Origin of the sequence: Shewanella sp. UCD-KL21 (assembly GCF_001957135.1) — a bacterium.
Lineage (GTDB): Bacteria > Pseudomonadota > Gammaproteobacteria > Enterobacterales > Shewanellaceae > Shewanella.
The window spans coordinates 1-26935 of sequence record NZ_MPHK01000008.1 but is presented as its reverse complement, the minus strand read 5'-3'; the positions used below and the strand labels follow the sequence as shown (position 1 = coordinate 26935).

The window sequence follows — 26935 nt, the reverse complement described above, 5'->3', positions numbered from 1 at the left end:
AATTACTATAGTGTGGTTATTAAATTGTTTCGTCATTTATATTTTTGTAGATATTTGGCTTAGCTTTAGCTACCCCAACTAGGACAAATAATGACGACCCCTGTACGCGTTCGCTATCACACCATTGAAATTGGTGACAACGATATTCACTTATGTACCCTTCGAGATAAACAGCAATTTAGTGACGATAACGACACAGCTAAAGACTTAGGTATTTCTTCGGCGCTATGGCCCATTTTTGGGGTGGTCTGGCCTTCCAGTATGGTACTGGCAAACCACATGCTCGATTATCAAACACAAGGTAAACGAATATTAGAAATTGGTTGTGGGATAGCCCTTTCAAGCTTACTGTTAAACCAAAGAGCCGATGATATTACCGCCACCGATTACCACCCTGAGGTTGAAGGATTTCTGTTAAGAAATACCCAGTTAAATAACGACAAATCGATAAACTTTGAACGTGTAGACTGGGCCGATGACAACAGTGATTTAGGCCAGTTTGATTTAATCATCGGCAGTGATTTATTGTATGAAGATGAACATATTGCCCTGCTGGCATACTTTATTCAAAGCCATGCCAACCGCCAATGCGAAATCATTATCGTCGATCCCGGTCGAGGCCGAAAAAACAAACTGACCAACAAAATGGATGAATATGGCTTTAGTCATAATCATATAAAACCCATTCACACTGATTATTTAGAACAAAAATTTAAAGGCCATATTTTGCGCTTTTCAAGAGAGAGTTAGTACAGTTAAATTTCGCTTAGCTATCTAGCAAATACTCATAAAAAATCACGCTCTGCTCTGTAATGGCTTGCTGGGTAAAGCCCAGCTTTAAAAGTAACTTAGTTGATGCTTGGTTGTTTATGTCTACCCCAGCGATTAATTTGCGCCATTGAAGTTGATCGCGGGCAAATTCAATCACTCCTGTGAGTAACTCGCTTCCATAACCTTTTTTCCAATACTGTTCACCCAGTAAATAGCCGATATGGGCAGTTTGATCATCTGCAATATACATAAAGACGAGTCCCATCATTAAGCCTGTATCAGTCGCATCAACCCGACATACACGGCTTTGAGTTAGCATTTCATCAAGCCAGTGCTCGGCGGCCGCTAGTGAGTTTAGCTGCTGGAAATTAGCAGGAAGATGGTTAACCACTGCAGGTGTCAACAACGCCATAAGCTGTATCAAGAATGCTGATGACTCTGATGTTAATTCTGATGCTGGATCTGACAAGGTCATATCAGAAGATATTTCCTTTATTAGCAGCCTCGATGTTTGAAAATTTATCTTCACCTGTTGACTCCTATTTATGGCCATTAACAAAATCCAAACCATTTAAAACACTGGATAATTGCAGGCTATCTTATCATTTAACGCGATTAAAATTTGCTTTAGTGAGTACCAAAGTAACCGCTAGCCGTCATCAAGCTGCAATAATATGACATTAACTCAGCCAATCGCTACCATCCTTTGCCTAAGTAAGGTATAACGGCGCCATGAAAACTCCTAAACGAATACAACCCCTGCTCAATGATGGCCTGATTGACGAAGTCATTAGCCAATTAATGAGTGGCAAAGAAGCCACCGTTTACATGGTCCGTAGCGGTAATGAAATCCGCTGTGCGAAAGTGTACAAAGAGGCAAATAAGCGTAGCTTTAAAAAAGCAGCGCAATATCAAGAAGGCAGAAAAAGTCGCAATAGCCGTCGCAGCCGAGCAATGGAAAAAGGCTCCAGCTACGGCCGTGAGCAGCAAGAAAATGCCTGGCAAAATGCCGAAGTCGATGCCCTGTATAAGTGTGCAGATGCCGCTATTCGTGTGCCCATTCCTTATGGCTGCTTTGAGGGCGTGTTGCTGATGGAACTGATCACTGATGGTCAAGGTGATGTGGCTCCGCGTTTAAATGATATTGTGTTAAGCGCACAGCAAGCGCTACAAGATCACGCCACCATGATGGGCTATGTCACTCGTATGTTATGTGCCGGCATCGTCCATGGTGACTTATCAGAATTTAACGTACTGCAAGATGACCATGGTCCTGTGATTATCGATCTGCCTCAAGCGGTCGATGCCTCAGCCAATAATAATGCCAAAGTCATGCTAGAACGTGACGTTAACAATATGACTCGCTATTACTCGCAGTTTGCACCTGAGCTTGCTTTAACCAAGTACGCTAAGGAAATGTGGAGCTTATACGAGAAAGGCGACTTACTGCCTGATACCGAGCTTAGCGGTGAGTTTGAAGAGGATACCAGCGCTGCAGATGTCAATTCAGTGCTAGAAGAAATCCAAGCGGCCTTTGAAGAAGAACAAGAGCGCCGCGAACGTATTAGTGAGCCAGATGAGGTTTAACGTCCTCACGCTCGATTTGAAAAAAAAAACGGCGCTGATAGCGCCGTTGTTATACTCAAGGCTTAACTCATCGACCTAGTGGTCGTTTTTACCCCACAGCCATGCTGCGCCGCGCACCCCAGATGATGCGCCATATTCGTTTTTAACCACCAAGGTGTCACATTCGCGGCCAACCACATACTTAGGTAATACTTTTGGCAATTCAGTGTATATCGCATCAATATTAGACACGCCGCCACCTAAAACAATCACATCAGGGTCGAGCATATTAATCAAGTGTGCCAATGAGCGCGCTAAACGATCGATAAAGCGCACAAACGCTTGGGTCGCTAACGGATGGCCTTCTGCCATCATTTGCGAAATTTGAATACCACTGTCAGCTTCACCACCAGCACGGCGGAAATCACGTACAAAGCCTGTGCCTGAAATAAAGGTCTCGATGCAATCTTTATTGCCACAAAAACACGATGTAGAATTAAATTCATCCGAAGTCATCCACGGCAATGGATTATGACCCCATTCACCACCAATGCCATTTCCGCCGCCATGAACTTTACCATTTATCGCTAAACCGCCACCGCAACCAGTACCAATAATCACCCCAAAAACCACGCCTTTGCCTGCGGCTGCGCCATCAACGGCTTCTGATACTGCAAAACAGTTGGCATCGTTTGCCACCCGCACTTCTCTATCAAGACGAGCACTTAAATCTTTATCAAGTGGATGGCCATTAATCCAAGTTGAGTTGGAATTTTTAACCAAGCCCGTTAATGGTGATACCACCCCAGGAATACCCACACCCACACTGCCTGTTTGCTTAGTTTCGGCTTCAGCATCATTAACTAAACCTACTATGGCATCAAGGGTTTCAGGGTAGTTTTTGGGTGTTGGAATACGTTTACGAAATAGCTCTGAACTATCTTGGGCTAGCGCCACCACTTCAATCTTTGTCCCGCCAAGGTCAATACCCATGCGCATCATAGTAACTCTCTCCATATCGTTAGAATCTGTTATTCACCAACATGAGCTTGTAGCAATAGCTATTATTGAGCTAATAAAAGGCTACCAGTTTAAAGTTAGACGCTTTTGCGAATACTCGTTTATATAGCTACCTTGCAAACCATGCTGGTGACGCCGCAATAAAATACGGATTTAAAATATTTTCTTTTTGGTTGTAATCAAGGGGCGTAAGCTCAGGGTATCGCACCACCTTACCTCCTGCGCCTTCAACTACCGCTTGCGCTGCTGCAGTATCCCACTCACTGGTTAATCCCAGTCTTGGGTACACATCGGCGATGCCTTCTGCCACCATACAAAACTTTAAGGAGCTACCAACGCTTTGCATTTGGTGCTCGCCCACATCTTGAAGGTACTGCTCAAGCCCAGGGCTTATATGGGAGCGACTGCCTACAACAACAGGCACTTCTCGAACCGCTTGCGTTGTTATATTTAACAACTGCTGTTGCCCTTGGTGCTCAAGCCATGCGCCTTGACCCACAATGGCGGAATAACATTTGTTTAATACTGGCGCATATACCACTCCAACAATGGCGCGGCCTTGATGAACTAAGGCGATATTGACGGTAAATTCACCGTTGCGCTTAATAAACTCTTTGGTGCCATCTAGTGGGTCAATTAACCAATAGCTTTGCCATTGTTTACGTTCTAACCATGGGATATCAGCGGCTTCTTCGCTCATGATCTTAATGCCAGCAAATTGCTGAGCTAATGCGTTAACAATCACATTATGACTGGCAATATCCGCAGCGGTCACTGGGCTATCATCTTGTTTTTGCGTTACTTGCAAGTCGGTGTCTGCATACACTTGCATAATTGCATCACCAGCTAACTTGGCAATCTCAACCACTTGGGTCAGATGTTGCTGGGTAAACAGCTGCTGGGTTAAATCATCTGCCGTTGAAAAACTAAATACCTTCAAGGTTCATCCTTATGAATACGTTAACCTGCGGTTAACTCAAATCACTTAGCGCTATTATGCCAGTTGCTCGCAAGATGATTTATAACTATTTAGTTTGTCTTAGAAATAACAATGTTAGTTAACTTTTCAGCACCATAAATATCAACATAGCTCTGGCAGGTCTGTAAGTTGATTTTTGCTACTAATATGCAACATCATTTACAGATAGTAAGCCAAGAGCCCTTTGCATAAAAGGCACAATGGCTTAGCTGCATTCGTATTCAAACTGATTTAAAACAATGTTATTTAGTTAGCTGCACATTATCCACTTGCATAACCACCCCATTTTGATTGCCCCAAGCCGGAAAAATCACTAATGGGGTATCAACTTGGGTTAAATCTAAACTTGAGCCTGCATGGCTAACAAGGTCTGCAAGCGCTAACTTATAATGGGTCCAAGTGGCGATATCGGGCGTAGTAATGGCAAAGTCACCTGAGCTACAGGGATGACCACAATCGACCTTGATATTAAACTCACGCTGACTTCGTGGATCTGTCAGCACATTGAGATCAAATTCAACAAAGCTAAATTGGCTAACATCTTGCGCTAACCCTGTGCTTTGGTAATACACCACGGCTTCATCGGTATTAAAACTAAATTGAGTCACAGTGCCATAATCACCACCAGCCTCAACCTCAGTGATATCAACCGCGCCCGATGCAGCATAATGCCCCAAGCTATATGGCGCTTTTACTTCATCATCATAAATAACCAGTTCATCAACTTCTGTAAGTTGATATTCATAGCGCACATTATCAATTTGCAGGCTGATGTCACCTAGCGCTTCAATCACAAATGGGTTCACTACTGCAGCTAAGTTAGCCACGCTGCCGGGCGAGAATCGATTGCCACTGGCGACTAATGCTGCGATAGATATTTTGACTTCAGTCCAAGTATTAAGCTCTGGCAGTGTGACGTTAATATCACTGACATTTGGCCAACCACTGTCAATTTTAACCAGCAGCTCGACATTGTCGTCGATAGATAACAGGTTAATATCAAAAACTAAATAGCCATTATTGGCCCAGTGAGACAAATCTGCTGTGGGAGGGTAAGAGAAATAAGCATTACCCGTCGCGCCGGCTTTATCCATTTGCAGCACCTCACCGCGACCTGCGACTGTCAGCGTCTGCAAGGTAATACTGCCATCGGGGTTATAGCTATCAAGCGCTAACCCTTGGGCTAGTGCATCGTCAAACATGATAAATTCTGGCCCTGCGCCAATATCAGTGCTGGGGGTCGTGATCGCTGGCGGCTGATGGCCTTCGACCACTTCTGCAGCTTCATCAATAGTGGCACAACCACTACCTGTTGTTGGCGCGACGCTGCATTCATACACGCGAACATAATCTACTTCCATGGTTTGTGGAAAGACCGACTCATCCACCCCACTGTTGTTGACATTACCCGCCCAAGTACCGCCTACGGCAAAGTTGAGGATCATATGAAATGCTTGATTGTAAGGTGCATCTTCAGGGGCTTGTTGTAATGACCCATCAGCATCTGTGTATTGACTGTACCAAGCCGTTGAGCGCTGAGTAGCATAATGCACACCATCCACATACCAGCGAATTTCATCTTGCTCCCATTCAAGGGCATAGACATGAAAATCATCAGCAGGGTTTGCGCCTTGTGGCAAACTGTACTCAGCGCCGGAATAGACATTGCCTGGCCAGGCTTTACCATAATGCAAAGTGCCATGAATCCGGCTTTCAGGTGTCTGCGACTCATCGCCATTGGTGATCACTTTCAGATTAACCGCTTCCATAATATCGATTTCGCCAGAGCCTGCCCAAGGACCATAAACCCAGTCAGTGGGCAACATCCAAATGGCCGGCCAAGTGCCCTGACCTTGTGGCATTTTGGCTTTGATTTCAAAGCGGCCATATTTCCAATCGCCTTTATGGGTCGAATCTAACCGCGCCGAAGTGTAAGGCTGCTGTTTTGAAGTATCGTTGGCATCGTAATTAGGATCGCCCAATGCTAGCGCTGGGCCATTAAAGTCCTCCCGTAAAGCGGTAATCACTAACTTACCATCAACCACTTGGCTGTTATCAGGGCGCTGGGTATAACATTGTAATTCTTGGTTGCCGCCGCCATAACAGTTATGGGCTAAATTCCATTTAGTGGCATCAATCTCAGCGCCATCAAATTCATCACTCCATACCAATGACCAGCTTGCGTTTTCTTGCCCTGAACCCGTGTCTGAATCAGTATCTGAATTAGAGCCTGCATCAGAGTCAGAGTCTACTGGCGCTTGTTCAACTTCAGGCTCAGTTTCAGTCTCACTCTCTGAGCCGCAGCCTATTAGCAGCAGCGCAGTTAAACTCGCAGCACTAATCACTTTCGCAGCTGAAAAAGCCTGGTTTGATGTCAGATTTAACGGTATTTTTCTATTGAACATTCTTGATCCCCAAATCGCAAAATATCTAAAAAATGCCAGCAAAATGCCCTACAAACTTAATTGTAAGCTCAACGTCATTGGTGGATTAACATGCCCGCTAAGAGAACCTTAGCGGGTCAACTCATTCAGGTTTAATAAATACTTAAACTTGAATACTACTGCCGCTAACGATGACTATTCGTTAGTGGCACATGAAATAGTGGCTTGTTCAGCGCCATTTGGCACTATAACTAAATCACTAAAACTCACTTCTGCTGCACCTATAGTTGACAGGTAAAACGGTGTATTTATTTTACCAAAGTCCAGTTGCTGCTCTTTAAAACATTGCAAATCAACACTGATGGTTTGCCAAGTATCAATGGCGACGCTATTAAGCTGCTCGGTAATATCTACATCTGCACGGCAATCTCTATCACATGCCATACCCAGTAATAATGGCTGCTCAAGTTTGCTTGCGGTTTTAATCATTACGCTCAGCGCGGCATTGCTATTCGAGTAAGCGCGTAAATCCCGCGGGAAGTTACTAATTAAGCCCACAAAGCCTAAACCAGAGCCATTAAAGCTAATTAAGCGAGCATCTTCTTGAACTTGCTTATCAAAGGTGCGCAGGGTCACCACATCGTTAGACTGAATACTGCTACTCACTGTGTCCATTGATGTTTCTGTGCCCATCATCAAGCGCCAAGGCGCTTTAACCGCACGTTCAAATAATGGTAATGCTTCAAGCTTATCCTCGGTAGCAAAGTTATCTTCAGATAAGGTGTTAGCAACCACATTACTCGGCACCTCAGCTTTCATGTCAGCGCCATAGCGCAAACCATAGCCATAGCTAAATAAAGGCGCGTAGTCTTTATCAAACACATTCACTTTGGTTTGCTGCGGGCGAGTCGGCCAAGAGAAAGATAATTTACCAGCAAAGTTTTCATTAACCTCGCCGTTGGCTTGGCTCAATAACACTTGAGCCACGCCGTCACCTTCAGTACCAGGAAGCCAAGCAGCTACAAACGCATCGGATGCATTTAACTCAGCATTGACCCACATTGGGCGGCCACTGATAAACACAGCTACCACAGGAATACCTTGGGCTTTAAGCGACTTTAGTAAGGCTAAATCACGTTTATCGCCGCGCTGATATTCAAGGTTATCAATATCACCATTGCCTTCGGCATAAGGCTCTTCACCAAATACCACAATCGCTACATCGGGCTTATTCGCCGCCTCAAATGTGCCATCAACACTTAACCAAGTTTGACCGCCTGCAGCTTTAACCGTTTGCTCAATACCAGCATAAATGGAAGTGGCACCGGGAAAGTCTTCATTTAAGTTATCTGTGCCCTGCCAAGTAATACTCCAGCCACCAGATTGCTTACCGATGTTATCTGCCGCATCACCTGCCACTAAGATTTTGGCACTAGGCGCGATAGGTAAAATGTTATTATTGTTTTTCAACAACACTAAGGATTCACGCACTGCCTGTCTGGCCACGTCGCGATGCGCTTTTGCGCCAATCAACTCAGTTTTACCTGAAATGGCACGATTCGCAGGGCTTGGTTTTTCAAATAAACCGGCGCGGATTTTTACCCGTAAAATACGGCGCACCGCATCATCGATACGTGACTGGGCAATCACGCCGTCTTTGACTTGGGCAATGGTATTTTCATACAAAGACTTCCAAGCACTGGTTGGTACCATGTACACATCTAAGCCTGCATTCACCGCTTGCGCGCAAGACTCATTGGTACAACCTGCCACTTGTCCGTGACCATTCCAGTCACCAACCACAAAACCATCAAAGCCCATTTTGTCTTTTAATACATCGTTTAATAGATATTTATCGCCATGGATTTTGGTGCCATGCCAACTATTAAATGATGCCATAACCGTTTGTGCACCAGCAGTTAAGCCGCCGACATAGCCTTGGGCATGAATGTCAAATAACGCTTGCTCAGTAGCTAGGTTATCGCCTTGGTCAATGCCTTTTTCTGTGCCGCCATCGCCAAGGAAATGCTTCACCGTTGAAATAACATGTTGATCTGATAAGAAGTCATCGCCAACGGCGCCCTGCAGGCCTTCAACAATTGAATGGGAGTATGATTTTACGATTTGTGGGTCTTCAGAATAACCTTCATAAGTTCGGCCCCAGCGGTCATCCCTGACAACCGCCACAGTCGGGGCAAATACCCAATCAATACCCGTTACCATCACTTCTTTAGCGGTAATAGCGGCAATTTGCTTAATTAACTCAGGGTTATTGGCTGCGCCTAAACCAATATTGTGCGGGAATAAAGTCGCGCCAATGACATTGTTGTGGCCATGGACCGCATCTGTGCCCCACATTGTCGGAATGGCAATGCCATCGAGACTGTCATCCATCGACGCTTGGTACATAGATTCTGCCAGCTCAATCCAATCTGCTGGCGTGGCATGTTTATCATTATTTGGGTAACCACCGCCGCCGTTTAAATAAGAGCCGAAACCGTATTTACGCATATCTTCAACAGTAATATCGCGAATTTCAGGCTGGATCATTTGCGCGACTTTTTGCTCTAAGGTCATGGTCGCCATCAGCTTATCGATACGCGATTCAAGGGCAACATCTTTAGCAAATGGAATAGCAAGTGTTGGCCAAATATCAATATTGGTTGCCGAAGTTTCTTTTGTGATAGAAACTTGTGCCACAGTTTCCGCTGCGCTAGTAACTTCGCTGTTAGACTCTGTCGTTACGGGTTTGGCTTCATCTTGACCACACGCACTTAAACCAACCAACACCGCCAATACTTGGGCTGGTAGCGTTAATCGCTTAAATGTATTCATTGGGTTTACTGTTCTCATAATCACGCCTTTTAAAATCGTTTTTTATGTAAGTTTTATATAAGTTTTTTAATACAAATTAGGCAGTTCTAAAATCAAACGCTTTGTGGTCGTTTAGCCTTGCTGCCCACTAAGCCGTAATAAGCAATAAATGCATAACAAATTAACGGCAATGCAAATGCTAATTGAATACCTAAGCTGTCAGCCATAATGCCCTGCAGTAATGGCACTATCGCGCCGCCGACAATAGCAAGACACAACACCCCTGAGCCTTGGCTGGTATATTGCTTTAAATCTTGTAGCGCTAAGCTAAAGATGGTTGGGAACATAATCGAGTTACATAAACCTACCAATAACAAGGCCCACATTGCCGTGGTGCCTTCTGCAAACATGGCCACGGCCACCAATAACACGGCGCAAGTGGCATTAAAGGCCAGCACTTTACCGGCAGAGACTTTTTGCATTACCAGTGCGCCAATAAAGCGTCCCACCATAGCGCCGCCAAAATAGTAAGCAATATAGTTAGCCGCTTCAGCTTCAGTAAAACCGCCAATATCTGGCTGAGTTAAAAAGTTAATTAAAAAGCTGCCAATACCCACTTCTGCGCCGACATAAACAAAAATACCCACAGCTCCCAAAACTAAATGAGGATACTTCCACGCACTGCCGCTACTTGTCCCTGAGGTGTTGACGGGTTTAATACCTAAAACCGGCAATTTTAAAATCATAAAAATAACTGCTAACACACATAAGGCGCCCGCTAACATCAAGTAAGGCACCTGAACGGTGCTGGCATGATGCACTGCTTCAACGGCTGGATCGCTATTGTGAGTTAAGCTACTTAAAATTAACCAACTACCAAAAAATGGCGCCACTGTAGTACCAAGCGAGTTAAAGGCTTGAGTCATGGTTAAACGTGATGAGGCGGTTTCAGCAGGGCCTAAAGCGCTCACATAAGGGTTGGCTGCAACCTGTAAAATGGTAATGCCTGACGCTAACACGAAAAAGGCAGTTAAAAACATCCAGTAAGATGCATAACTTGCTGAAGGGTAAAACATTAAACAGCCGATACAAGCAATCGTTAAGCCGGTAACAATGCCTTTTTGATAACCAATTTTACCCACCAGATGCCCTGCGGGAATTGAGACAATAAAATAGGCGCCGAAGAAACAAAACTGCACCAACATGGCTTGGGTGTAGTTAAGCTCGAACATATCTTTCAGATAAGGAATGAGAATATCATTGAGGCAAGTTAAAAAGCCCCACATAAAAAATAATGACGTTAATGCCACCAGCGCAAAACGAAAATTTCCAGTTTGATGAACACTGCCAATATCACTATTGATTGGTTCAGCAACCCCATTTGAAGGTGCACTCGCCATAACCTTTCCTCATTTATTGTTATTTATTTTAGGTAAATCGCTATCAATTAGCTTAACGCTTTCACTGATTGACACATTGAAGATTATGTAAATCAATTATTGACCTTTTGTTAATTAATCACTAACCTCGATGTAAGCGCTTTCATTTTTAACATACCGATAACGAATGTCAACGATTTTTCGCAGTAAAAATCGGATTTTAATCTGCTAAGCACACTGAGACTCGCACGCTTTAGTCAGTTAATTCTAAACACGCGAACAACTTATTAAGCGAATGAAAAATATGAAAATATCTTTACCATCAAGTTCTAAAATGCACACCAAAGAGTTCACTTTTGGGGTGGCAACCGCCTCTTTTCAAATTGAAGGGGCAGCTGATAGCCGCCTCCCATGTATATGGGATACCTTCTGTGCAACGGCCGGTAAAATTCGTGATGGTTCAGACGGAAAGCAAGCTTGTGAGCATGTGGCATTATGGAAAGATGATGTGCAATTAATCGAATCTTTAGGCGTTGATGCCTATCGATTATCAATTTCTTGGCCGCGAGTCATTAAGCAAGATGGTAGCCTCAATCAACAAGGTGTCGACTTTTATGTCAATTTGATTGATGAGCTAAATAGCCGCGGTATAAAGGTCTACGCCACCTTGTATCATTGGGACTTACCACAGCATATTGAAGATCAAGGTGGCTGGCTCAACCGACAAACCGCGTATTTATTTGCTGATTACGCTGATAAAATCACCCAAGCGTTAGGTGATAAAGTCTATTCTTATGCCACCTTAAACGAGCCTTTTTGTAGCTCGTATCTTGGTTATGAAGTAGGCATACATGCGCCGGGGCTTGCCAGCAAAGCATTTGGCCGTCAATCAGCCCACCATTTATTACTGGCCCATGGCTTGGCTTTAAAGGTCATTCAAAAAAATTGCCCTAATGCGTTAAACGGTATCGTGCTTAATTTCACCCCTTGCTATCCATTAACGGCAACAGATGCCGATATAAAAGCCGCTCAAATCGCCGATGATTATTTTAACCAGTGGTATATGAAGCCAATAATGGATGGCGAATACCCTGCAATTATTCATGATTTTGCTGAGGCCGATAAACCTGACATTCAAGCCGGTGACATGGAGATCATTAACCAGCCACTGGACTTTTTAGGGATTAACTTTTATACCCGCGCAGTCTATAGCGCCTGCGATAACAATGAGTTTTTTCAAGTTGATATGAAAGATGCCCCTAAAACCGATATCGGTTGGGAGATTTACCCAAGTGCATTTACTGATCTGCTTACGAGTTTAAATAACACCTATACATTACCGCCTGTGTACATCACCGAAAACGGCGCTGCCATGGACGATAAACTAGTTAATAACCAAGTTGATGATTTAGATCGCCTTGAGTATTACCAAGCTCATTTAAATGCGGTGAATGATGCTATCAACCAAGGCGTTAATGTCGTCGGTTATTTCGCTTGGAGTTTAATGGATAATTTTGAGTGGGCAGAAGGCTATTTAAAACGCTTTGGAATCGTGTATGTTGATTATCAAACTCAGCAGCGCACCATTAAAAGAAGTGGCTTAGCTTATCGAGACTTTATCAGTCAACGTCAATAATAACTGTGGGTTAACTTTAAACCTCATCTAAGTTAACTAGAACAATATTTAAAGCCGATGACTAAAGACAGCATAACCATAATAATGACCCGGAAGAGGTTCGCATGATTAGCGTTAAAGAAAAAATAGCCTATGGATTAGGTGATACCGCCAGCAATATTGTGTTTCAAACAGTAATGCTATTTTTAACTTTTTTCTATACTGATATTTTTGGCATTTCACCGGCCTTTGTCGGCACCATGTTCCTTGCGGTTAGGGTTATCGATGCGATTACTGACCCTTTGATGGGCGCCTTAACCGACAGAACCCATACCCGCTGGGGCAAATTTAGACCTTATCTATTATGGTTTGCACTGCCCTTTGGCTTAATCAGTGTGCTAGCGTTTACCACCCCTGATTTAGCTGAAGAAGGTAAAATGATCTATGCCTTCATCACTTACACTGCGTTAATGATGGTCTACACCGCCATTAATATCCCCTACTGCGCTTTAGGCGGAGTGTTAACTGCCGATCCTAAAGAGCGTGTGTCAGTACAATCTTATCGTTTTGTTTTTGCCATGCTAGGCGGCTTAATGGTGTCAGGATTGACGCTACCATTAGTGGAGTTTTTCGGCCAAGGCGATCAAGCCAAGGGTTATCAGCTGACCATTGCCGCCATGAGCTTTTTAGGGGTGATCATGTTCTTACTGTGCTTTGTCGGCACTAAAGAGCGCTTACATCCTCCGCAAGATCAAAATTCTACGTTTAAAGCAGATTTCAAAAACCTGTTAAAAAATGACCAATGGCGCGTGCTTTCTGTGGCGGCAATTTGCTTATTATCTGGCATGGTTTTAAAAACCAGTTTAGCTATTTATTACGTTAAGTATTACCTCAACTTACCTGACATGATCACCTGGTTTATTACCTTAGGCATGATTGGTAATATTTTCGGCTGTATTTTGGCGCAACCACTGGCGAAAAGAGTGTGTAAAGTAAAAGCCTATATCACCATTCAAATCATTGCCGCCATTTTGTGTGTCGCCGCGTATTTTGTCTCAAGTGAGCAAGTGGAACTCGCCTTTGCGCTTTATATCCTATGGGGCTTTACCTTTAATATGGGGACCCCACTACTGTGGGCCAAAATGGCTGATGCGGTTGATTATGGTCAATTCAAAACTGGGGTAAGAATTACCGGGATGATTTATTCATCGGTGATATTCTTCATCAAATTAGGGGTGGCCATTGGCGGCGCTGCTGCGGGTTGGTTACTGGCAATGTATGGCTATCAAGCTGATGTTGAATTAACCGAAACCACTAAACAGGGTATTTTAATCTCATTTACCTTATACCCTGCTATTGGCTCAATTATCGTGGCTGTGGTTATGCGCTGGTACACTCTTGATAATCAACAAGTTGAAAGAGTACATTTAGCCATAACTAAATAGCTAGCTAATATAATGCCAGAAGAAGTAGTTAACTAATTAACTACTTCGAGATATTGAAAATCGTTAATCGGTTCTTGATAATGATAAATACAATTATCAATATAAAATCCGTATTGCTGAAGGTTTAACGCCTTAATGCCACATAAAATAAACAATTCAGTGCCAAATAAAGGTTTTTTTAGTGATTATACTAAATAGTTCATGTTAGGCTAATCGCCGCTTAAATGATTATCTAATACGGAAAGCTTAAATAGGGATGTATGGCAACAATATATGATGTATCTGTCTTGGCGGGTGTTTCACTTGCGACTGTGTCGCGAGTGATGAATAACAACACCAAAGTCAGCGACAAGACCAAACAGAAAGTATTAAGCGCAATGGAGCAATTGGGTTATCGACCTAATTCTATCGCGCAGTCATTAGCATCTAACCGCTCAAACAGTATTGGGGTATTAGTTTCCCAACTAGATGGCCCCTATTACGGCCCTATGATGACCGAAATTGAAACCGCTCTACGAGCTGGTAATAAACATGTCATTATTGCTGCAGGCCACAGTGATGAAAACCAAGAAAGAGACGGTGTTGATTTTTTAATTAGCCGTGGTTGTGATGCGTTAATTCTTGATGTTGAAGCTGTGGACGATGAATATTTAATAAAACTCCACCAAGGTAATACGCCTATTGTTCTTATCAACCGTTATATTGATGAAATAAGTGAACGCTGTGTTTATCTTGATAATGAACTTGGTGGTTACCTCGCAACTAAACATATTCTAACTCATGGCCATAAAGATCTAGCCTACATTTCTGGCCCACTGTTTAAGCTTGACTCCCAAGATCGTTTACTCGGTCATAAGCGCGCTTTAGCAGAATTTGACATTGAATTTGATCAACAGCTTTTTTATGAAGGAAACTATAAAGAACTGGGTGGCAGCGAAGCCATGAATGCTTTTTTTAGTGCAAATAAGCCGTTTACAGCAGTGGTGTGTGCCAATGATCAAATGGCATCAGGGGCAATTGCAGTTTGTCTTGAAAAAGGTATGAAAATTCCTGAACAACTTTCATTTGTTGGTTACGATAATATTCCTTTCCCACAGTATATCTCGCCAAAGCTCACCACGGTTAATAACCCAATCCATGAGATGGGTAAAATGGCAGCATTTTGGGTGCTTAAACATGTTTATAACGACCCCAAACCATTAGTCGAAAATACCTTTACACCTCAATTGATTGTTAGAGACTCAGCCACAGAGCCTTTTAAGCAGTAATAATTACCTAGTTAACAATAAGCAGCTATATAATTAATCTAACCGCTATTATTAATTTAATAGCGGTTTTATATTACCTATTTCGACAAGCGTTAGCTAAGAAACTCCTCACTGAGGTAACCGTTCAGATAGCTGACTTGGGTCTGATATTCTATTCATTGCAGCAATAATCGAGCTCTACCGTTTATTCAATCAACAAATAACCCAATAGTCGTCTTCCTTCTGAAGACCAATTTCATATTTCTTCCATGAAACATTCAGGTGAAAAACTCAGCCTAGTTTTCTTTAATAAAGATGTTAATTAACTATCTGAATCCTCGTTCATTTGTCATACAAAACCAATAAAAACTGACATGTAACATGATGAAACTGTCCATCAAATAAAATCAGCTTTCTCAATCAGCAACAACACACCTTCCTAGCGCAAAAATTTTAAAAAAAATGTAAGCGCTATCACAAAAATATTTCATTTTTTATTTTTATTTAATAAACAGAAATAAAGTTTATTAACTTTTTAAATCAGCAACTTAAAATCACTCCCATTGTTTTCAACTCAAAACAAGGTTAATGAATTGTAATTATTTGCAGTAATTATTGTTGACGCTGTTAACAAATTAATCTAGTTTTATGTAAGCGCTTACATTAACTTTTACATAAAGGCTTTTAAAAGCGTTTACAAATGATGAATAAAACACATTACGTGAAAACGTAATCCGAATAAAAAAATCAGAGAGTAGTAGCCTGAGATCTAGTCGAGGGGAGACTTAGATGAAATTTAGAACATTCAAAAAAACCAGAATTGCCACTAGTTTGTCGGTAGTACTGAGTGCAAGTACCATGATGCCAGCAATTGCAGCAGACGAAGTTGCAGCAGATGAAAACATCGAGGTACTACAAGTTACTGGTATCCGCGGAAGCTTAATTAAATCTATGGATTTAAAACGTAGCTCTGACGGTATCGTTGATGCCATTAACGCTGAAGACATTGGTAAGTTCCCGGACAGTAACCTAGCAGAATCACTGCAACGTATTACAGGTGTATCAATCGACAGACAAAATGGTGAAGGTAGCCGTGTATCTGTTCGTGGTTTCGGTCCTGACCAGAACTTGGTTATGCTCAACAACCGTCAAATGCCAGTAACAACCGGTTCTCGTTCTTTTGACTTTGCCAATATCGCTTCTGAGGCGATTAGTGCTGTTGAAGTTGAAAAAACCAGTCAAGCGAAAAATTCAACTGGTGGTATCGGTGCAACCATTAATGTTCTTACTCATCGCCCATTAAGCTCTCCTGGCCTTAAGGCCAGTTTTGGAGTCAAAGCTGTTGATGATCAATCAACTGATGAAGGCTCTGTCACACCAGAATTATCAGGCTTATACTCAAATACCTTTGCTGATGGCAAGTTTGGTATTTCTATTTCAGCAAGTTACCAAGAACGTGAAAGTGGTAACCAGCAAGCACAAGTCGGCACCGGCTGGCGTAGTTTCCCAGGTATCGTTGACCAAGACTGGGGCGGCGATAATGCAGAATGGGGTGGTGTTCCAAAAGATGACAACCAAATTAACCGCGCAGGTGAAGGTGATATTTACTCTGTACCACAAACCACAGTTTACCGTTTTGAAGAGCAGCAACGTACCCGTACTAACGGTCAGTTAGTATTGCAATACGAGCCAATTGACTCGTTACGTGCAACTTTAGATTACACCTACATGCAAAATGATGTTGATACCCAGTCGCATGATGTATCAGCATGGTTTAACTTTGTGCCAACTCAAGAAAGCACTTGGTCTGATGGCCCTGTATCTTCTCCGCTTGTTTATTCAGAAACCTACCCTGGCGGTGGCGCTGATTTATCAATGGCTGCGGGCGATTACGGTACCCGTGATGAAAGTGGGTCATTAGGTTTTAACTTAGAATGGGATGCGACAGATAACTTATTCTTATCATTGGATTACCATACTTCAGAAGCTGAGCGTTCACCAAATAGCCCAAATGGTAGTAGCAGTAATTTAAGTACAGCAGCATTTATTCGTACGAGTGCAGCAACCGACTTCACTGGCGATGTACCAGTATTAGCTGTAGGTGGTGGTAATGCTGTTCGTCCAGAAGACATGCGAGTAACCGGTTCTGTATTTGGTAATTCACGCAATAAATCTGAAATCGAGCAACTACAAATCAATGGTACTTACGTCTTTGAAGAAGCAGGCAGCATTGACTTTGGTATCGCAGCAACTGACGTAAACAATCACTCTCAATCAGTTAATGTTCAACGCAATGACTGGGGTGGTGTGGGTGCTGAAGGCGACTTTGACCCTTCTTGGTTCCCTGCTGGTAGCGTTCAAGATAAATTTGACGGTTCACAAGGTGACTTCTCAGATTACGAAGGTTCTGCCTCTATTGACCCACAAGATGTAATTTTCCTTTGGGACTTTGAAGCTGTTCGTTCTGCAGCCGCTGGCCTATATTCTTCAAGTGCATTAGCTGGAGACTGTGGAAATGCTTTCTGCCCGTCAACTGATTATTCACGTGATACCGATAGATTTACGCAAGAAGAGTCTCAATCTGCCTACATTCAATACAACTACGAAGGTGATATAGGCAATATGCCATTTGACGTTCACTTCGGCGTACGTTATGAAAAAACTGATGTAGAATCAACGTCAGTTGTATCTGGTTATGATACTGCGACTTGGATTGCAGAAACAGAAGTGGCTTTAACTAGTTCGCTCGGTAATGATAATCGTGTTTATCAAACGCAAACTGGTGAATACGATTATTTCTTACCAAGCTTTAATTTTAATATTGAAGTAGTAGACAGCGTATATGTGCGTGCAGCTTACAGCCAAACCATTGGTCGTCCTGACTACACCTCAATTCAAGGTGGTACCACTGTCGGAACTCTCGCAAACCGAGGTGGAGGAAGTGGCAATACAGGTAACCCAAGCTTATTACCCTTAGAATCATCAAACTACGACTTATCTACCGAGTGGTATTACGATGACGCAAGTTATGTTTCTGTCGGCTATTTCCGTAAAGATGTTGAAAACTTTATTAATAGTAACCCTGTAAATTCAAATATATATAACATTGCAGACCCAACCCAAGGTGCCTATGCCCAAGCTGCTATTGATGCTGGCATTGTAGGTGACCAAGAGCAACGTGATTGGATTTACGCTCAATATGGAGCAACTGACCCCAATGTATATAAAGATGATAATGGTTTCGTTCAAATTCAAGGTAATCCGGCAACCGACCCAGATTTAATCTTTAATATTAGTACACCATCAAACAGCAGTGAAAGCTCAGTAATTGATGGTTGGGAATTTGCAGTTCAGCACTTCTTTGGTGAAACAGGTTTTGGTCTACAAGCGAACTACACCTTAGTAAATGCAGGTGACAGTTTCGATAATACCAATTTGGGTCGTGCAGCAACTGATAATCGCCCTGCAGATGCAGAGCAAGATGTACTAACCAATATCAGTGATACTGCAAACATTGTCGCTATCTATGAAAACTACGGTTTCTCGGCGCGTCTCGCATGGAACTGGCGTGATGAGTTCTTAAACTCTACAGGTAACGATACTGGTGCTAACCCAACTTATACCGAAGAGTACTCACAAGTTGACTTTAATATTGGTTATGACATCGCTGCAGTTGAAGGCCTAACGGTATTCTTCGAAGGGTTAAATATTACTGAAGAAAATACTCGTACTCATGGTCGTTCGTATTCTGAAGTCCTTAACTATACCCAAACAGGAGCCCGTTACAGCTTAGGTGCTCGTTACACATTCTAATGTGTGTTGAGTACCTTGCTTAAACTAAGGTCGTTTGAGGTGATCGTTTTGGTCACCTCTTTTTTATTAAGCTACATCCGTTTGCAACAAGGACGTTGCACCTTTTTTTATGAATTCACATTTTGATTTCATTAATACAAATTATTACTTACAAACACTTGTAAGCGATTGAAAAATATTCAATGCTAGTTAAACATTCGCTAGCGTAGTCTTATCTACTTTACGAAAACTAGCCTTTACTAAAAATAAAAAATAGGCGTCATATGGCACAAGCGATACGAAATATTATTATTGTTGGCGGCGGCACTGCAGGTTGGTTAACTGCAGGTATTTTGGCTGCACAGCACAACGCTGATAATGGTAAACTATCGCCCTCTCCTAAGCTCAATATAACCTTAATAGAATCACCTGATGTGCCCACCATTGGTGTCGGCGAAGGTACATGGCCTTCAATGCGCACCACGTTACAAAATATCGGCATTAGTGAAACTGAATTTTTACTGAGCTGCGATGCAAGTTTCAAACAAGGCTCGCGTTTTTTTAATTGGACTCATAATCCAAAAGCCAAACAAGATTGCTCTTCTGATAACTATCTCCACCCGTTTAGCTTACCAATTGGGACTAATGACTTAGATCTTTGTCCATTCTGGTTGCCTCACAGAGAGCAAGTGAGCTTTGCTGATGCCGTAGGCCAACAAAATCAATTAAGTGAATTCAGTTTAGCGCCAAAGCAAATCACTACTGGTGAGTATCAATTTCAAAATAATTATGGATATCACCTTAACGCAGGTAAGTTCAGCCAGTTATTACAACAGCATTGCACAAATAAGCTCGGTGTTACCCATATCCAAGACCACGTCACAGGAATACACAAAACTGAAGATGGCGATATTAGCCATTTATCGACTAAGTTTTCGGGTGAATTAAAAGCTGACTTTTTTGTTGATTGCACCGGAGTTAAATCGTTATTGCTGGGTGAGCAGTTAGACGTGCCATTTATTTGTCAAAAATCAGTGTTGTTTAATGACTCAGCTTTAGCTGTTCAAGTCCCTTACCCACAAGCTGATACAGAAATTGCTTCTTGCACTCATTCAACCGCACAAACAAATGGTTGGATTTGGGATATTGGCTTGCCTACAAGGCGTGGAGTTGGTCATGTTTACTCATCTAGCCATACTGACCAAAGTCAAGCTGAGCAACAATTGATTGAGTACCTAAAACCCACTGTCAATATTGATGTGGATAACCTCGAAATCAGAAAGCTTGCTATCGCTCCAGGGCATCGCCAAGTATGTTGGAAGAATAATTGTATGGCCATTGGGATGGCATCAGGCTTTATAGAGCCGCTTGAAGCATCTGCGTTAGCCTTAGTTGAGTGGAGCGCCAATACCTTAGCGCAGCAACTGCCAGCAAACAGAGACGTCATGGATATTGTTTCTGCTCGAGTGAACCAAAGATTTAGCCAGCATTGGCAACAAATCATAAGCTTTTTAAAACTGCATTATGTGCTCAGTAAAAGAACTGATAGTGACTATTGGCACGACCATCGTGAATCATCAACGATTCCTGATTCACTGCAACAGCAAATTGAATTATGGCGAACTCAAACGCCCAGTAAGCATGATATTCAATATACCGATGTGCTATTTCCAGCGGCAAGCTTTCAATTTGTGCTTTATGGCATGGAATTTCAAACCATGAATCCAAGTCATGTTAAGCCATCACAACAAAATAAAGCACAACAATTGTTTAGTGAAAACATAAAACGCACACAAGGTTTAAAACAGCTTTTACCGACCAACCGTGAGTTGTTAGCAAAAATAGCCCAGTACGGATTACCTAAAATATAGCTCCAACACAATAATAAGCACCAATAACACTAGAAAAATAACACAGCTAAAGCTGTACTTGATTAGGATGTCAGCATGAACAAACCAGTATTACTTAATAGTGTCGATCATAAAGACTTAAAAATTATCACCGAACGTTCTGAAAAATACGGTGACAACCTTTGGTACACGGTGACTTTTCCGGCCGAATTTAGAAGTGTACAAGCTCATTATCCAATCTTTTTTCAAAAAGACAGCAATACAGGCCAATTTTATTCTATTGCAATGTTTGGCTTTCAGCATAAAGAAAACCTATTTCTTCAAGAGGGTAAATGGCAGGCTGCCTATATCCCTCTAACTGTCCGTCGTCAGCCTTTTTTAATCGGTCAGCAAACGGTTCAAGAAGATGGTGTTGAACAAATTCAACGTGTTATCCATTTAGATCCAAAACATCCAAGGATCAATGAAGCTAAAGGTGAGCCGTTATTTTTTCCATATGGTGGTAATACTCCCTACCTTGATGAAGTCGGTGAAATGCTAGAAGTGATTCACCATGGATTGATCGATAGTAAGAACTTTATCGATACCTTAATCAAGCTTGAGTTGCTTGAATCCTTCACTTTAGATATTGAATTAGATAATGGCGAAAAGCATCAAATGATTGGTTTCTATACCATCAATGAAGAAACACTTGCCGCCCTTCCTGCTGAAACACTTGCTGAATTACATCAACATGGTTATCTCAACGCAATTTATATGACACTGGCATCCCATTCTAATATCAGGCAATTATTAAACTTCAAAAATGCGCAATAAACATTGCCTTAAAAATGAAGTAAATAATTAATGGTATAAGTGGAAACGCAGTAAACAAGGTCGTTGTAATGGAACATATTCAGTCAGTTAAGGTAATAGATAATTGCCCTTTATCAGAGATACCCTCAATGATAGAGCAAACTGACGAGCCTATTATTTTTAAAGGGGCTTGTCTGAATTGGCCTATAGTACAAGCAGGGTTAGATTCGGCAAAAACTGCAGCTGATTACCTGCTGACGTTCTATAAAAACACACCAGTTACGGCTTACTACGTTGAGCCTAAACACAAAGGCAGAGTGTTTTATAACGAACAAGTTAACGGCTTTAATTATCAAGCAGCTCAGCTCAATCTGAATCAAGTGATTGATAAGTTATTTATTCATAAAGACGATAAGTTGCCACCTAGTATCTATATGGGCTCAACTGAAATTAATCAATTTCTTCCGGGTTTAGCTGATGAAAACAGTTTAAAAATTGAACCTATTAGACCGTTAACCAGTGTTTGGTTAGGTAATCAATCGCGCATTGCTGCGCATTTTGATTTTCCACAAAACCTCGCTTGTAATGTTGTCGGAAAACGAACCTTTACACTATTCCCGCCAGCACAAGTGAGTAATTTGTATATCGGCCCGATGGAATTTGCCCCTGGCGGCCAGGAAATCAGTATGGTCGATTTTGATAATCCTGATTTTGAAAAGTATCCGAAATATAAAGATGCTTTGGCAGCAGCGAAAAAAGCAGAGCTAGAACCTGGTGATGTGCTTTATGTTCCGAGTATGTGGTGGCATCAAGTCAGTGGTATTGAGGCTTTTAATGTATTGATAACCCACTGGTGGCGAGATACGCCAGCCTACCTAGGCAGACCTAATAATGCGCTATCAATGGCCATGTTAAGCCTTCGTTCATTGCCCAAAGCGCAAAGACAAGCTTGGAAAGCCATGTTCGATCATTATGTTTTTGATCATGATGAAGATGACGTGAGTCATATCCCAATAGAAGCTCAAGGGATGCAAACTAAGCCGCTAGATGAATTGAATGCTAGAAAATTAAGAGCTGATTTAATTAATAAACTAAAACGATAGTGTCACGTGAACACCTTGTTCATTGATGATTCAAGATACGAATAACAACGTTAATCACGATACTGTGAAATGATGTAAGGAATTTCAGTTATGCAAAAGCAAGCATCGAGTACAGCCAATGCTACAAACAAGCCAATCAAAAAAGTCGTCATCGCTGGCGGTGGCACCGCAGGTTGGATGGCTGCTGCTGCATTAACAAAACTACTAGGTAAAAACTTAGAAGTCGTTTTAGTTGAATCAGATGAAATAGGTACGGTTGGTGTAGGTGAAGCCACTATCCCTACCTTACATATTTTTCATCGTTTATTAGGCATCAAAGAACAAGATGTCATGGCAGCCACCAACGCCACGTTTAAACTGGGCATTTCTTTTGAAAACTGGCATGACGTCGGCAAGGATTATATTCACTCATTTGGTTTTTTAGGCAAAGATTGCTGGGCTTGTGGTTTCCAGCATTTTTGGCTTAAAGGTCAGCAGCGCGGTATTGTCAGTGAAATTGGTGATTATTGCACTGAGCATTTAGCGGCTCGTGAAGGTCGCTTTGCCGTGTTACCTAATCAAGACTACAACCATGCCTATCATATGGATGCCAGCTTATACGCTAAGTTCTTGCGGGTTATTGCAGAGCAGCACGGTATTAAGCGTATTGAAGGCAAAATATCAGATGTGCAGCAGAACCATGAAAATGGCCACATCAGCGCTTTAACACTGATGTCAGGTGAAGTGATTGAAGGTGACTTATTTATTGATTGCACTGGTTTTAAGGCCTTATTAATCGAGCAAACCCTTAATGCCGGCTTTGATGACTGGAGCCATTGGTTACCTTGTGATAGCGCCATTGCTGTGCAAACAAAAACCACCAGCAAGCCCATTCCCTATACTCGTTCAATTGCCCGAGAATCGGGCTGGCAGTGGCGCATCCCGCTACAAAGCCGTACCGGCAATGGTATTGTTTTTTGCAGTAAATACATCAGTGATGATGAAGCAAAAGCTACGTTAATGGAAAACATTGAAGGTGAGCCATTAACTGAACCACGAGTGATAAAGTTCCGCACCGGTAGTCGCCGTAAAACTTGGGATAAAAACTGCGTTGCCATCGGTCTTTCATCTGGCTTTTTAGAGCCATTAGAATCCACCAGCATTCATTTAATTCAGCGCGGCATTGTACGTTTACTGCAAATGTTCCCCTCACAAGGCATTGTTGAAGAAGATATCAATGAGTTTAACCAACAGACTCGCACAGAAACCGAAAACATTCGTGACTTCATTATCTTGCATTATAAAGTCACTGACAGAGTCGATACCCGTTTTTGGCGTCATTGTAAAAGTATGAGTGTGCCTGAGTCATTGCAACACCGCATCGATATGTTTGATGCTTCAGGTAAAGTCTACAAACATGGTAATGAACTCTTTGGCGAAAGCTCGTGGATCCAAGTGATGATGGGTCAAGGCTTAGTGCCGAAACAATATCACCCGATTGTGGATATGATGGAAGATGCAGAGCTTGAAAGCTTTTTAGGTAATATCAAAGCAAAAGTGAAACACAAAGTGGCTAATTTGCCTGATCATTATGAGTTTGTGCAGCATTACTGCAAATCAAAAATGCTTTAACTCATACTAATCGCTTGATAGCTATAGATAACGGATCCGCACATTATGGTCGATGTAACATCAGCAGCACCTAAACCAGATAAGCATATGCCAGATAAACATAAGTCAGCTGGCAGTAATACCTTAAATGCGATGGTGCTGGTCAAAAAGCCCCTCAAACCACAAGTGGTGTATATCGGTGAGTTAAAAACGCCGGTGATTGTGATTGATGACTTTACTGCTGATGTATCTGAGCTTCAGGCCTGTGCTCGCCAAATCGATTTCAATCTCGATATGGGGTCTTACTACCCTGGTGTGCGGGCCAAATTACCTAAAGACTATGTTATTGAAGTGCTTAATCATGTATTTCAGCTAATTTATGATGTGTACAAGGTGCCAACCAATTTACGCATTAAGCCTCAAGCCACCTATTTTTCGCTAATAAACCGTCAACCAGAAAGCTTAACCACCTTGCAGCGTATCCCCCATTTTGATACTCCTGCGCCCTACTATTTTGCCATTTTGCAATATTTGAACGACCAGCCCCACGGCGCCACGGCTTTTTTTAACCATAAACCCAGTGGTTTTGAACGTATTACTCAACAAAATATGCAGCAATATTTCAATGCAGCCGAGCCCTATTTACAACAAATAGCACCTGAGCCTGCCAAGTATTTTGTTGAAAGTAATGACTATTATCAGCAGCATCATCAAATTGAATACAAACAGCATAGACTAGTGATTTACCCTGGTAACCTATTACACTCGACCTTGGTAAACCTTGATACTGACATTGACAGTAATCCTGATACAGGTCGACTAACCGCCAATATTTTTATCAATATTGACTAGCCAGCTTAGCGCGATAATTTAGCTACCTTTATCAAATCATTGTTGAATGACCTTATGATAACGACCCTAAGGCTAACAAATTAGCGGTTTTATGAGGATTTTAATTTAAGTTGCTGCATCAGTAGCGCCATAATCTTATCAGCTAAATCCTGCTCTCCAATCTTATTGAGTATTTCAATCGCACATTCTGCAGTGCATAAACCACCTTCGACTTGATTACGCCTTAATTGATATAAAGATGCATGTTTAGGCGTTAAGCTGACTTTTTCAAGCGCCTGTAAATAAGGGCTGCGGTTATACATTTTGCGGGCTTCTTGCCAAGTGGCATCGATAATAATTAATGCATCAAACTGAGATAACGCTGTCGGTGTAGGTTTAGCAGGTGAAGGAGTAGCTGCAGCCGTAGGCAATTTTTCTGAAACAGCCTCATCAACCTTTAACGGGTTTGGTTCATCTTCAGATGGGAACACTAAAGCCACTTTTTCTGAAGCGATCATTTGCAATAATTCATCACTTGGGGATTTACGTTGCCAAGTGATCACCGGCGCAGCATCAGCTAAGACTTGGGTAACCCATTGGCCAGTATTGGTTGCTCTGGTTAACTCTCGCTCATGGGTTAATAACACTATTTTCATATATAAGGTTTCACAGTTTTCAAAATATCGAATCTCTGCCACGCATGGACGATTATATTAAGGTTTGATAAGAAATTATGGTTGAAATGAAGGATAACAGCGCAATAGTTTGTAATTTATCTGAGGAAGTATGCCATTTTCTGATAATAAAGTTTGATCATTTTTAAACTCACTTTTGGACAGAAGCTTGTTGGATTTGAAGTTCTTAAAGTGATGAGTTCTATTAGGAAATGTATGGCAAGTGTATATATCGTAACGCCGCAAATAAACGGCAAAAAATAGTTGGCTACAATTTGTGAGGCACGAACAAAGCCAACTGTTTTTTGTCCGCCGTTTTTAATTTGCCTTGTTATACAGCAATTAACGCCGATTTTTCAATCGTTTAATTAAAAACCAGACAGTTACAAAAATAATACCAGCAAGAACCGAATACAAAGGCATTTCAAAAAACAACATATTCATCGTACGCTGGCCGTCATGTTCAGTTTTTGATGCCCTGTACAGACCGATAAAACAAAGAACTAACCAAGGTACTGTAGAAACGAATAAGCGCAAGACGAAATGGCCAAGTGCAAACTTGAATTGAAACCAAATAGCAACTGCAGGGATTACTAAAAGTCCACCAAACCAAAACAAAAAACCACCAAACCCAAAATGGTAAGCGCATAAAATCGCTATCGATGAAACGGCTAGATTGATGCTATTTTGCCTGAATATTTCGCTCATAGTTCCTTGCTGTATAACGCCCGCAACAAACGCGAGCGGAGCGAGTCGAGGGCGATAGCCCGTTTTGATTGCGTTTGTGTACGCCCAGCATGGGCATGAACTAATGAGGTGAAAGTCCTCTGTAGGAAGGTCACCGTTACTCTTTCTTAAAGAGAATAACATACTGTTATTAAACGTTAACTACTAGCGAATGGCAAGGGCTTATCCGCGAGGTTTTGTCCAGAGGAAGCCGCTAGCAAATTTGCGAGCTGATGAACAAGAACATCATATGAGGCGTAGGCTAGAGGTGAGTTGGCACAAGACGACGAAACCACGTGATCTAATGGCCACCGTAAATGATGCAGCAGTGCAAAGAAAGTTCATGTTCTTATC

Annotated in this window: 19 protein-coding genes; 11 read left to right on the top strand and 8 right to left on the bottom strand. The window is 42.1% G+C overall.

Annotated features, from left to right (window positions below; all coding sequences use genetic code 11):
- The first annotated feature begins 90 nt into the window (after positions 1–90).
- Positions 91–750 carry a methyltransferase gene (locus BM739_RS08975; RefSeq protein WP_076539804.1) on the top strand — a complete coding sequence of 220 codons (660 nt, stop codon included), beginning with the start codon at positions 91–93 and terminating at the stop codon, positions 748–750.
- Between the two features lie 16 nt (positions 751–766).
- Here the strand turns inward: BM739_RS08975 and BM739_RS08970 are convergent, their stop codons facing one another.
- Complete coding sequence (locus tag BM739_RS08970) at positions 767–1300, bottom strand: GNAT family N-acetyltransferase (RefSeq protein WP_076539802.1); 534 nt, start codon at positions 1298–1300, stop codon at positions 767–769.
- A gap of 203 nt (positions 1301–1503) precedes the next feature.
- Between BM739_RS08970 and BM739_RS08965 the strand changes: the two genes are divergently transcribed.
- Positions 1504–2358, top strand: coding sequence for a PA4780 family RIO1-like protein kinase (locus BM739_RS08965; RefSeq protein WP_076539801.1), 855 nt, complete (start codon positions 1504–1506; stop codon positions 2356–2358).
- A 75-nt stretch (positions 2359–2433) separates the two neighbouring features.
- Here the strand turns inward: BM739_RS08965 and mak are convergent, their stop codons facing one another.
- The 5 genes from mak to BM739_RS08940 form a co-directional block, all read right to left on the bottom strand.
- The gene (mak, locus tag BM739_RS08960) at positions 2434–3339 is read right to left on the bottom strand and encodes a fructokinase (protein ID WP_076539799.1); all 906 of its coding nucleotides are present in this window, start codon (positions 3337–3339) and stop codon (positions 2434–2436) included.
- Between the two features lie 127 nt (positions 3340–3466).
- Positions 3467–4297, bottom strand: a complete 831-nt coding sequence (gene cysQ, locus BM739_RS08955; RefSeq protein WP_254843520.1) for a 3'(2'),5'-bisphosphate nucleotidase CysQ — start codon at positions 4295–4297, stop codon at positions 3467–3469.
- A 281-nt stretch (positions 4298–4578) separates the two neighbouring features.
- The gene (locus BM739_RS08950) at positions 4579–6741 is read right to left on the bottom strand and encodes a glycoside hydrolase family 16 protein (protein WP_076539797.1); all 2163 of its coding nucleotides are present in this window, start codon (positions 6739–6741) and stop codon (positions 4579–4581) included.
- 174 nt (positions 6742–6915) lie between these two features.
- Entirely contained in the window at positions 6916–9573 is a 2658-nt protein-coding gene (locus BM739_RS08945; protein ID WP_076539796.1) for an exo 1,3/1,4-beta-D-glucan glucohydrolase, read from the bottom strand.
- A 74-nt stretch (positions 9574–9647) separates the two neighbouring features.
- Positions 9648–10820, bottom strand: a complete 1173-nt coding sequence (locus BM739_RS08940) for a sugar MFS transporter (protein WP_254843525.1) — start codon at positions 10818–10820, stop codon at positions 9648–9650.
- 397 nt (positions 10821–11217) lie between these two features.
- On the opposite strand from BM739_RS08940, the gene BM739_RS08935 reads away from it, so the two are divergent.
- The 9 genes from BM739_RS08935 (at position 11218) to BM739_RS08895 (ending at position 25202) form a co-directional block, all read left to right on the top strand.
- Positions 11218–12549 (top strand): GH1 family beta-glucosidase, encoded by a 1332-nt coding sequence (locus BM739_RS08935; RefSeq protein ID WP_076539793.1) that lies wholly within the window; start codon positions 11218–11220, stop codon positions 12547–12549.
- A gap of 104 nt (positions 12550–12653) precedes the next feature.
- Positions 12654–13973, top strand: coding sequence for a glycoside-pentoside-hexuronide (GPH):cation symporter (locus BM739_RS08930; RefSeq protein WP_076539792.1), 1320 nt, complete (start codon positions 12654–12656; stop codon positions 13971–13973).
- A 260-nt stretch (positions 13974–14233) separates the two neighbouring features.
- The gene (locus tag BM739_RS08925; protein WP_076539790.1) at positions 14234–15241 is read left to right on the top strand and encodes a LacI family DNA-binding transcriptional regulator; all 1008 of its coding nucleotides are present in this window, start codon (positions 14234–14236) and stop codon (positions 15239–15241) included.
- A gap of 768 nt (positions 15242–16009) precedes the next feature.
- The gene (locus BM739_RS08920; RefSeq protein ID WP_076539789.1) at positions 16010–19033 is read left to right on the top strand and encodes a TonB-dependent receptor; all 3024 of its coding nucleotides are present in this window, start codon (positions 16010–16012) and stop codon (positions 19031–19033) included.
- 263 nt (positions 19034–19296) lie between these two features.
- Positions 19297–20883: a tryptophan halogenase family protein gene (locus BM739_RS08915; RefSeq protein ID WP_076539787.1), complete on the top strand. Its 1587-nt coding sequence runs from the start codon at positions 19297–19299 to the stop codon at positions 20881–20883.
- A gap of 75 nt (positions 20884–20958) precedes the next feature.
- Positions 20959–21678, top strand: coding sequence for a SapC family protein (locus BM739_RS08910; RefSeq protein ID WP_076539786.1), 720 nt, complete (start codon positions 20959–20961; stop codon positions 21676–21678).
- A gap of 68 nt (positions 21679–21746) precedes the next feature.
- Positions 21747–22760, top strand: a complete 1014-nt coding sequence (locus BM739_RS08905; RefSeq protein WP_076539784.1) for a cupin-like domain-containing protein — start codon at positions 21747–21749, stop codon at positions 22758–22760.
- Positions 22761–22850: 90 nt separating this feature from the next.
- Positions 22851–24371 (top strand): tryptophan halogenase family protein, encoded by a 1521-nt coding sequence (locus tag BM739_RS08900; protein WP_076539782.1) that lies wholly within the window; start codon positions 22851–22853, stop codon positions 24369–24371.
- A gap of 45 nt (positions 24372–24416) precedes the next feature.
- Complete coding sequence (locus tag BM739_RS08895) at positions 24417–25202, top strand: DUF6445 family protein (RefSeq protein ID WP_254843519.1); 786 nt, start codon at positions 24417–24419, stop codon at positions 25200–25202.
- Positions 25203–25291: 89 nt separating this feature from the next.
- Here the strand turns inward: BM739_RS08895 and BM739_RS08890 are convergent, their stop codons facing one another.
- Positions 25292–25879 carry a tRNA-uridine aminocarboxypropyltransferase gene (locus BM739_RS08890; protein ID WP_217697835.1) on the bottom strand — a complete coding sequence of 196 codons (588 nt, stop codon included), beginning with the start codon at positions 25877–25879 and terminating at the stop codon, positions 25292–25294.
- A 318-nt stretch (positions 25880–26197) separates the two neighbouring features.
- The gene (locus tag BM739_RS08885) at positions 26198–26563 is read right to left on the bottom strand and encodes a hypothetical protein (protein WP_076539779.1); all 366 of its coding nucleotides are present in this window, start codon (positions 26561–26563) and stop codon (positions 26198–26200) included.
- Positions 26564–26935: the final 372 nt, after the last annotated feature.

Bases quoted from the DNA above. Each gene is read 5' to 3' on its own strand.
- BM739_RS08975 (WP_076539804.1), top strand. From the start codon at position 91: ATGACGACCCCTGTACGCGTTCGCTATCACACCATTGAAATTGGTGAC.
- BM739_RS08965 (WP_076539801.1), top strand. From the start codon at position 1,504: ATGAAAACTCCTAAACGAATACAACCCCTGCTCAATGATGGCCTGATT.
- mak (WP_076539799.1), bottom strand. From the start codon at position 3,339: ATGATGCGCATGGGTATTGACCTTGGCGGGACAAAGATTGAAGTGGTG.
- BM739_RS08950 (WP_076539797.1), bottom strand. From the start codon at position 6,741: ATGTTCAATAGAAAAATACCGTTAAATCTGACATCAAACCAGGCTTTT.
- BM739_RS08945 (WP_076539796.1), bottom strand. From the start codon at position 9,573: ATGAGAACAGTAAACCCAATGAATACATTTAAGCGATTAACGCTACCA.
- BM739_RS08940 (WP_254843525.1), bottom strand. From the start codon at position 10,820: ATGTGGGGCTTTTTAACTTGCCTCAATGATATTCTCATTCCTTATCTG.
- BM739_RS08935 (WP_076539793.1), top strand. From the start codon at position 11,218: ATGAAAATATCTTTACCATCAAGTTCTAAAATGCACACCAAAGAGTTC.
- BM739_RS08930 (WP_076539792.1), top strand. From the start codon at position 12,654: ATGATTAGCGTTAAAGAAAAAATAGCCTATGGATTAGGTGATACCGCC.
- BM739_RS08925 (WP_076539790.1), top strand. From the start codon at position 14,234: ATGGCAACAATATATGATGTATCTGTCTTGGCGGGTGTTTCACTTGCG.
- BM739_RS08920 (WP_076539789.1), top strand. From the start codon at position 16,010: ATGAAATTTAGAACATTCAAAAAAACCAGAATTGCCACTAGTTTGTCG.
- BM739_RS08915 (WP_076539787.1), top strand. From the start codon at position 19,297: ATGGCACAAGCGATACGAAATATTATTATTGTTGGCGGCGGCACTGCA.
- BM739_RS08910 (WP_076539786.1), top strand. From the start codon at position 20,959: ATGAACAAACCAGTATTACTTAATAGTGTCGATCATAAAGACTTAAAA.
- BM739_RS08905 (WP_076539784.1), top strand. From the start codon at position 21,747: ATGGAACATATTCAGTCAGTTAAGGTAATAGATAATTGCCCTTTATCA.
- BM739_RS08900 (WP_076539782.1), top strand. From the start codon at position 22,851: ATGCAAAAGCAAGCATCGAGTACAGCCAATGCTACAAACAAGCCAATC.
- BM739_RS08895 (WP_254843519.1), top strand. From the start codon at position 24,417: ATGGTCGATGTAACATCAGCAGCACCTAAACCAGATAAGCATATGCCA.
- BM739_RS08885 (WP_076539779.1), bottom strand. From the start codon at position 26,563: ATGAGCGAAATATTCAGGCAAAATAGCATCAATCTAGCCGTTTCATCG.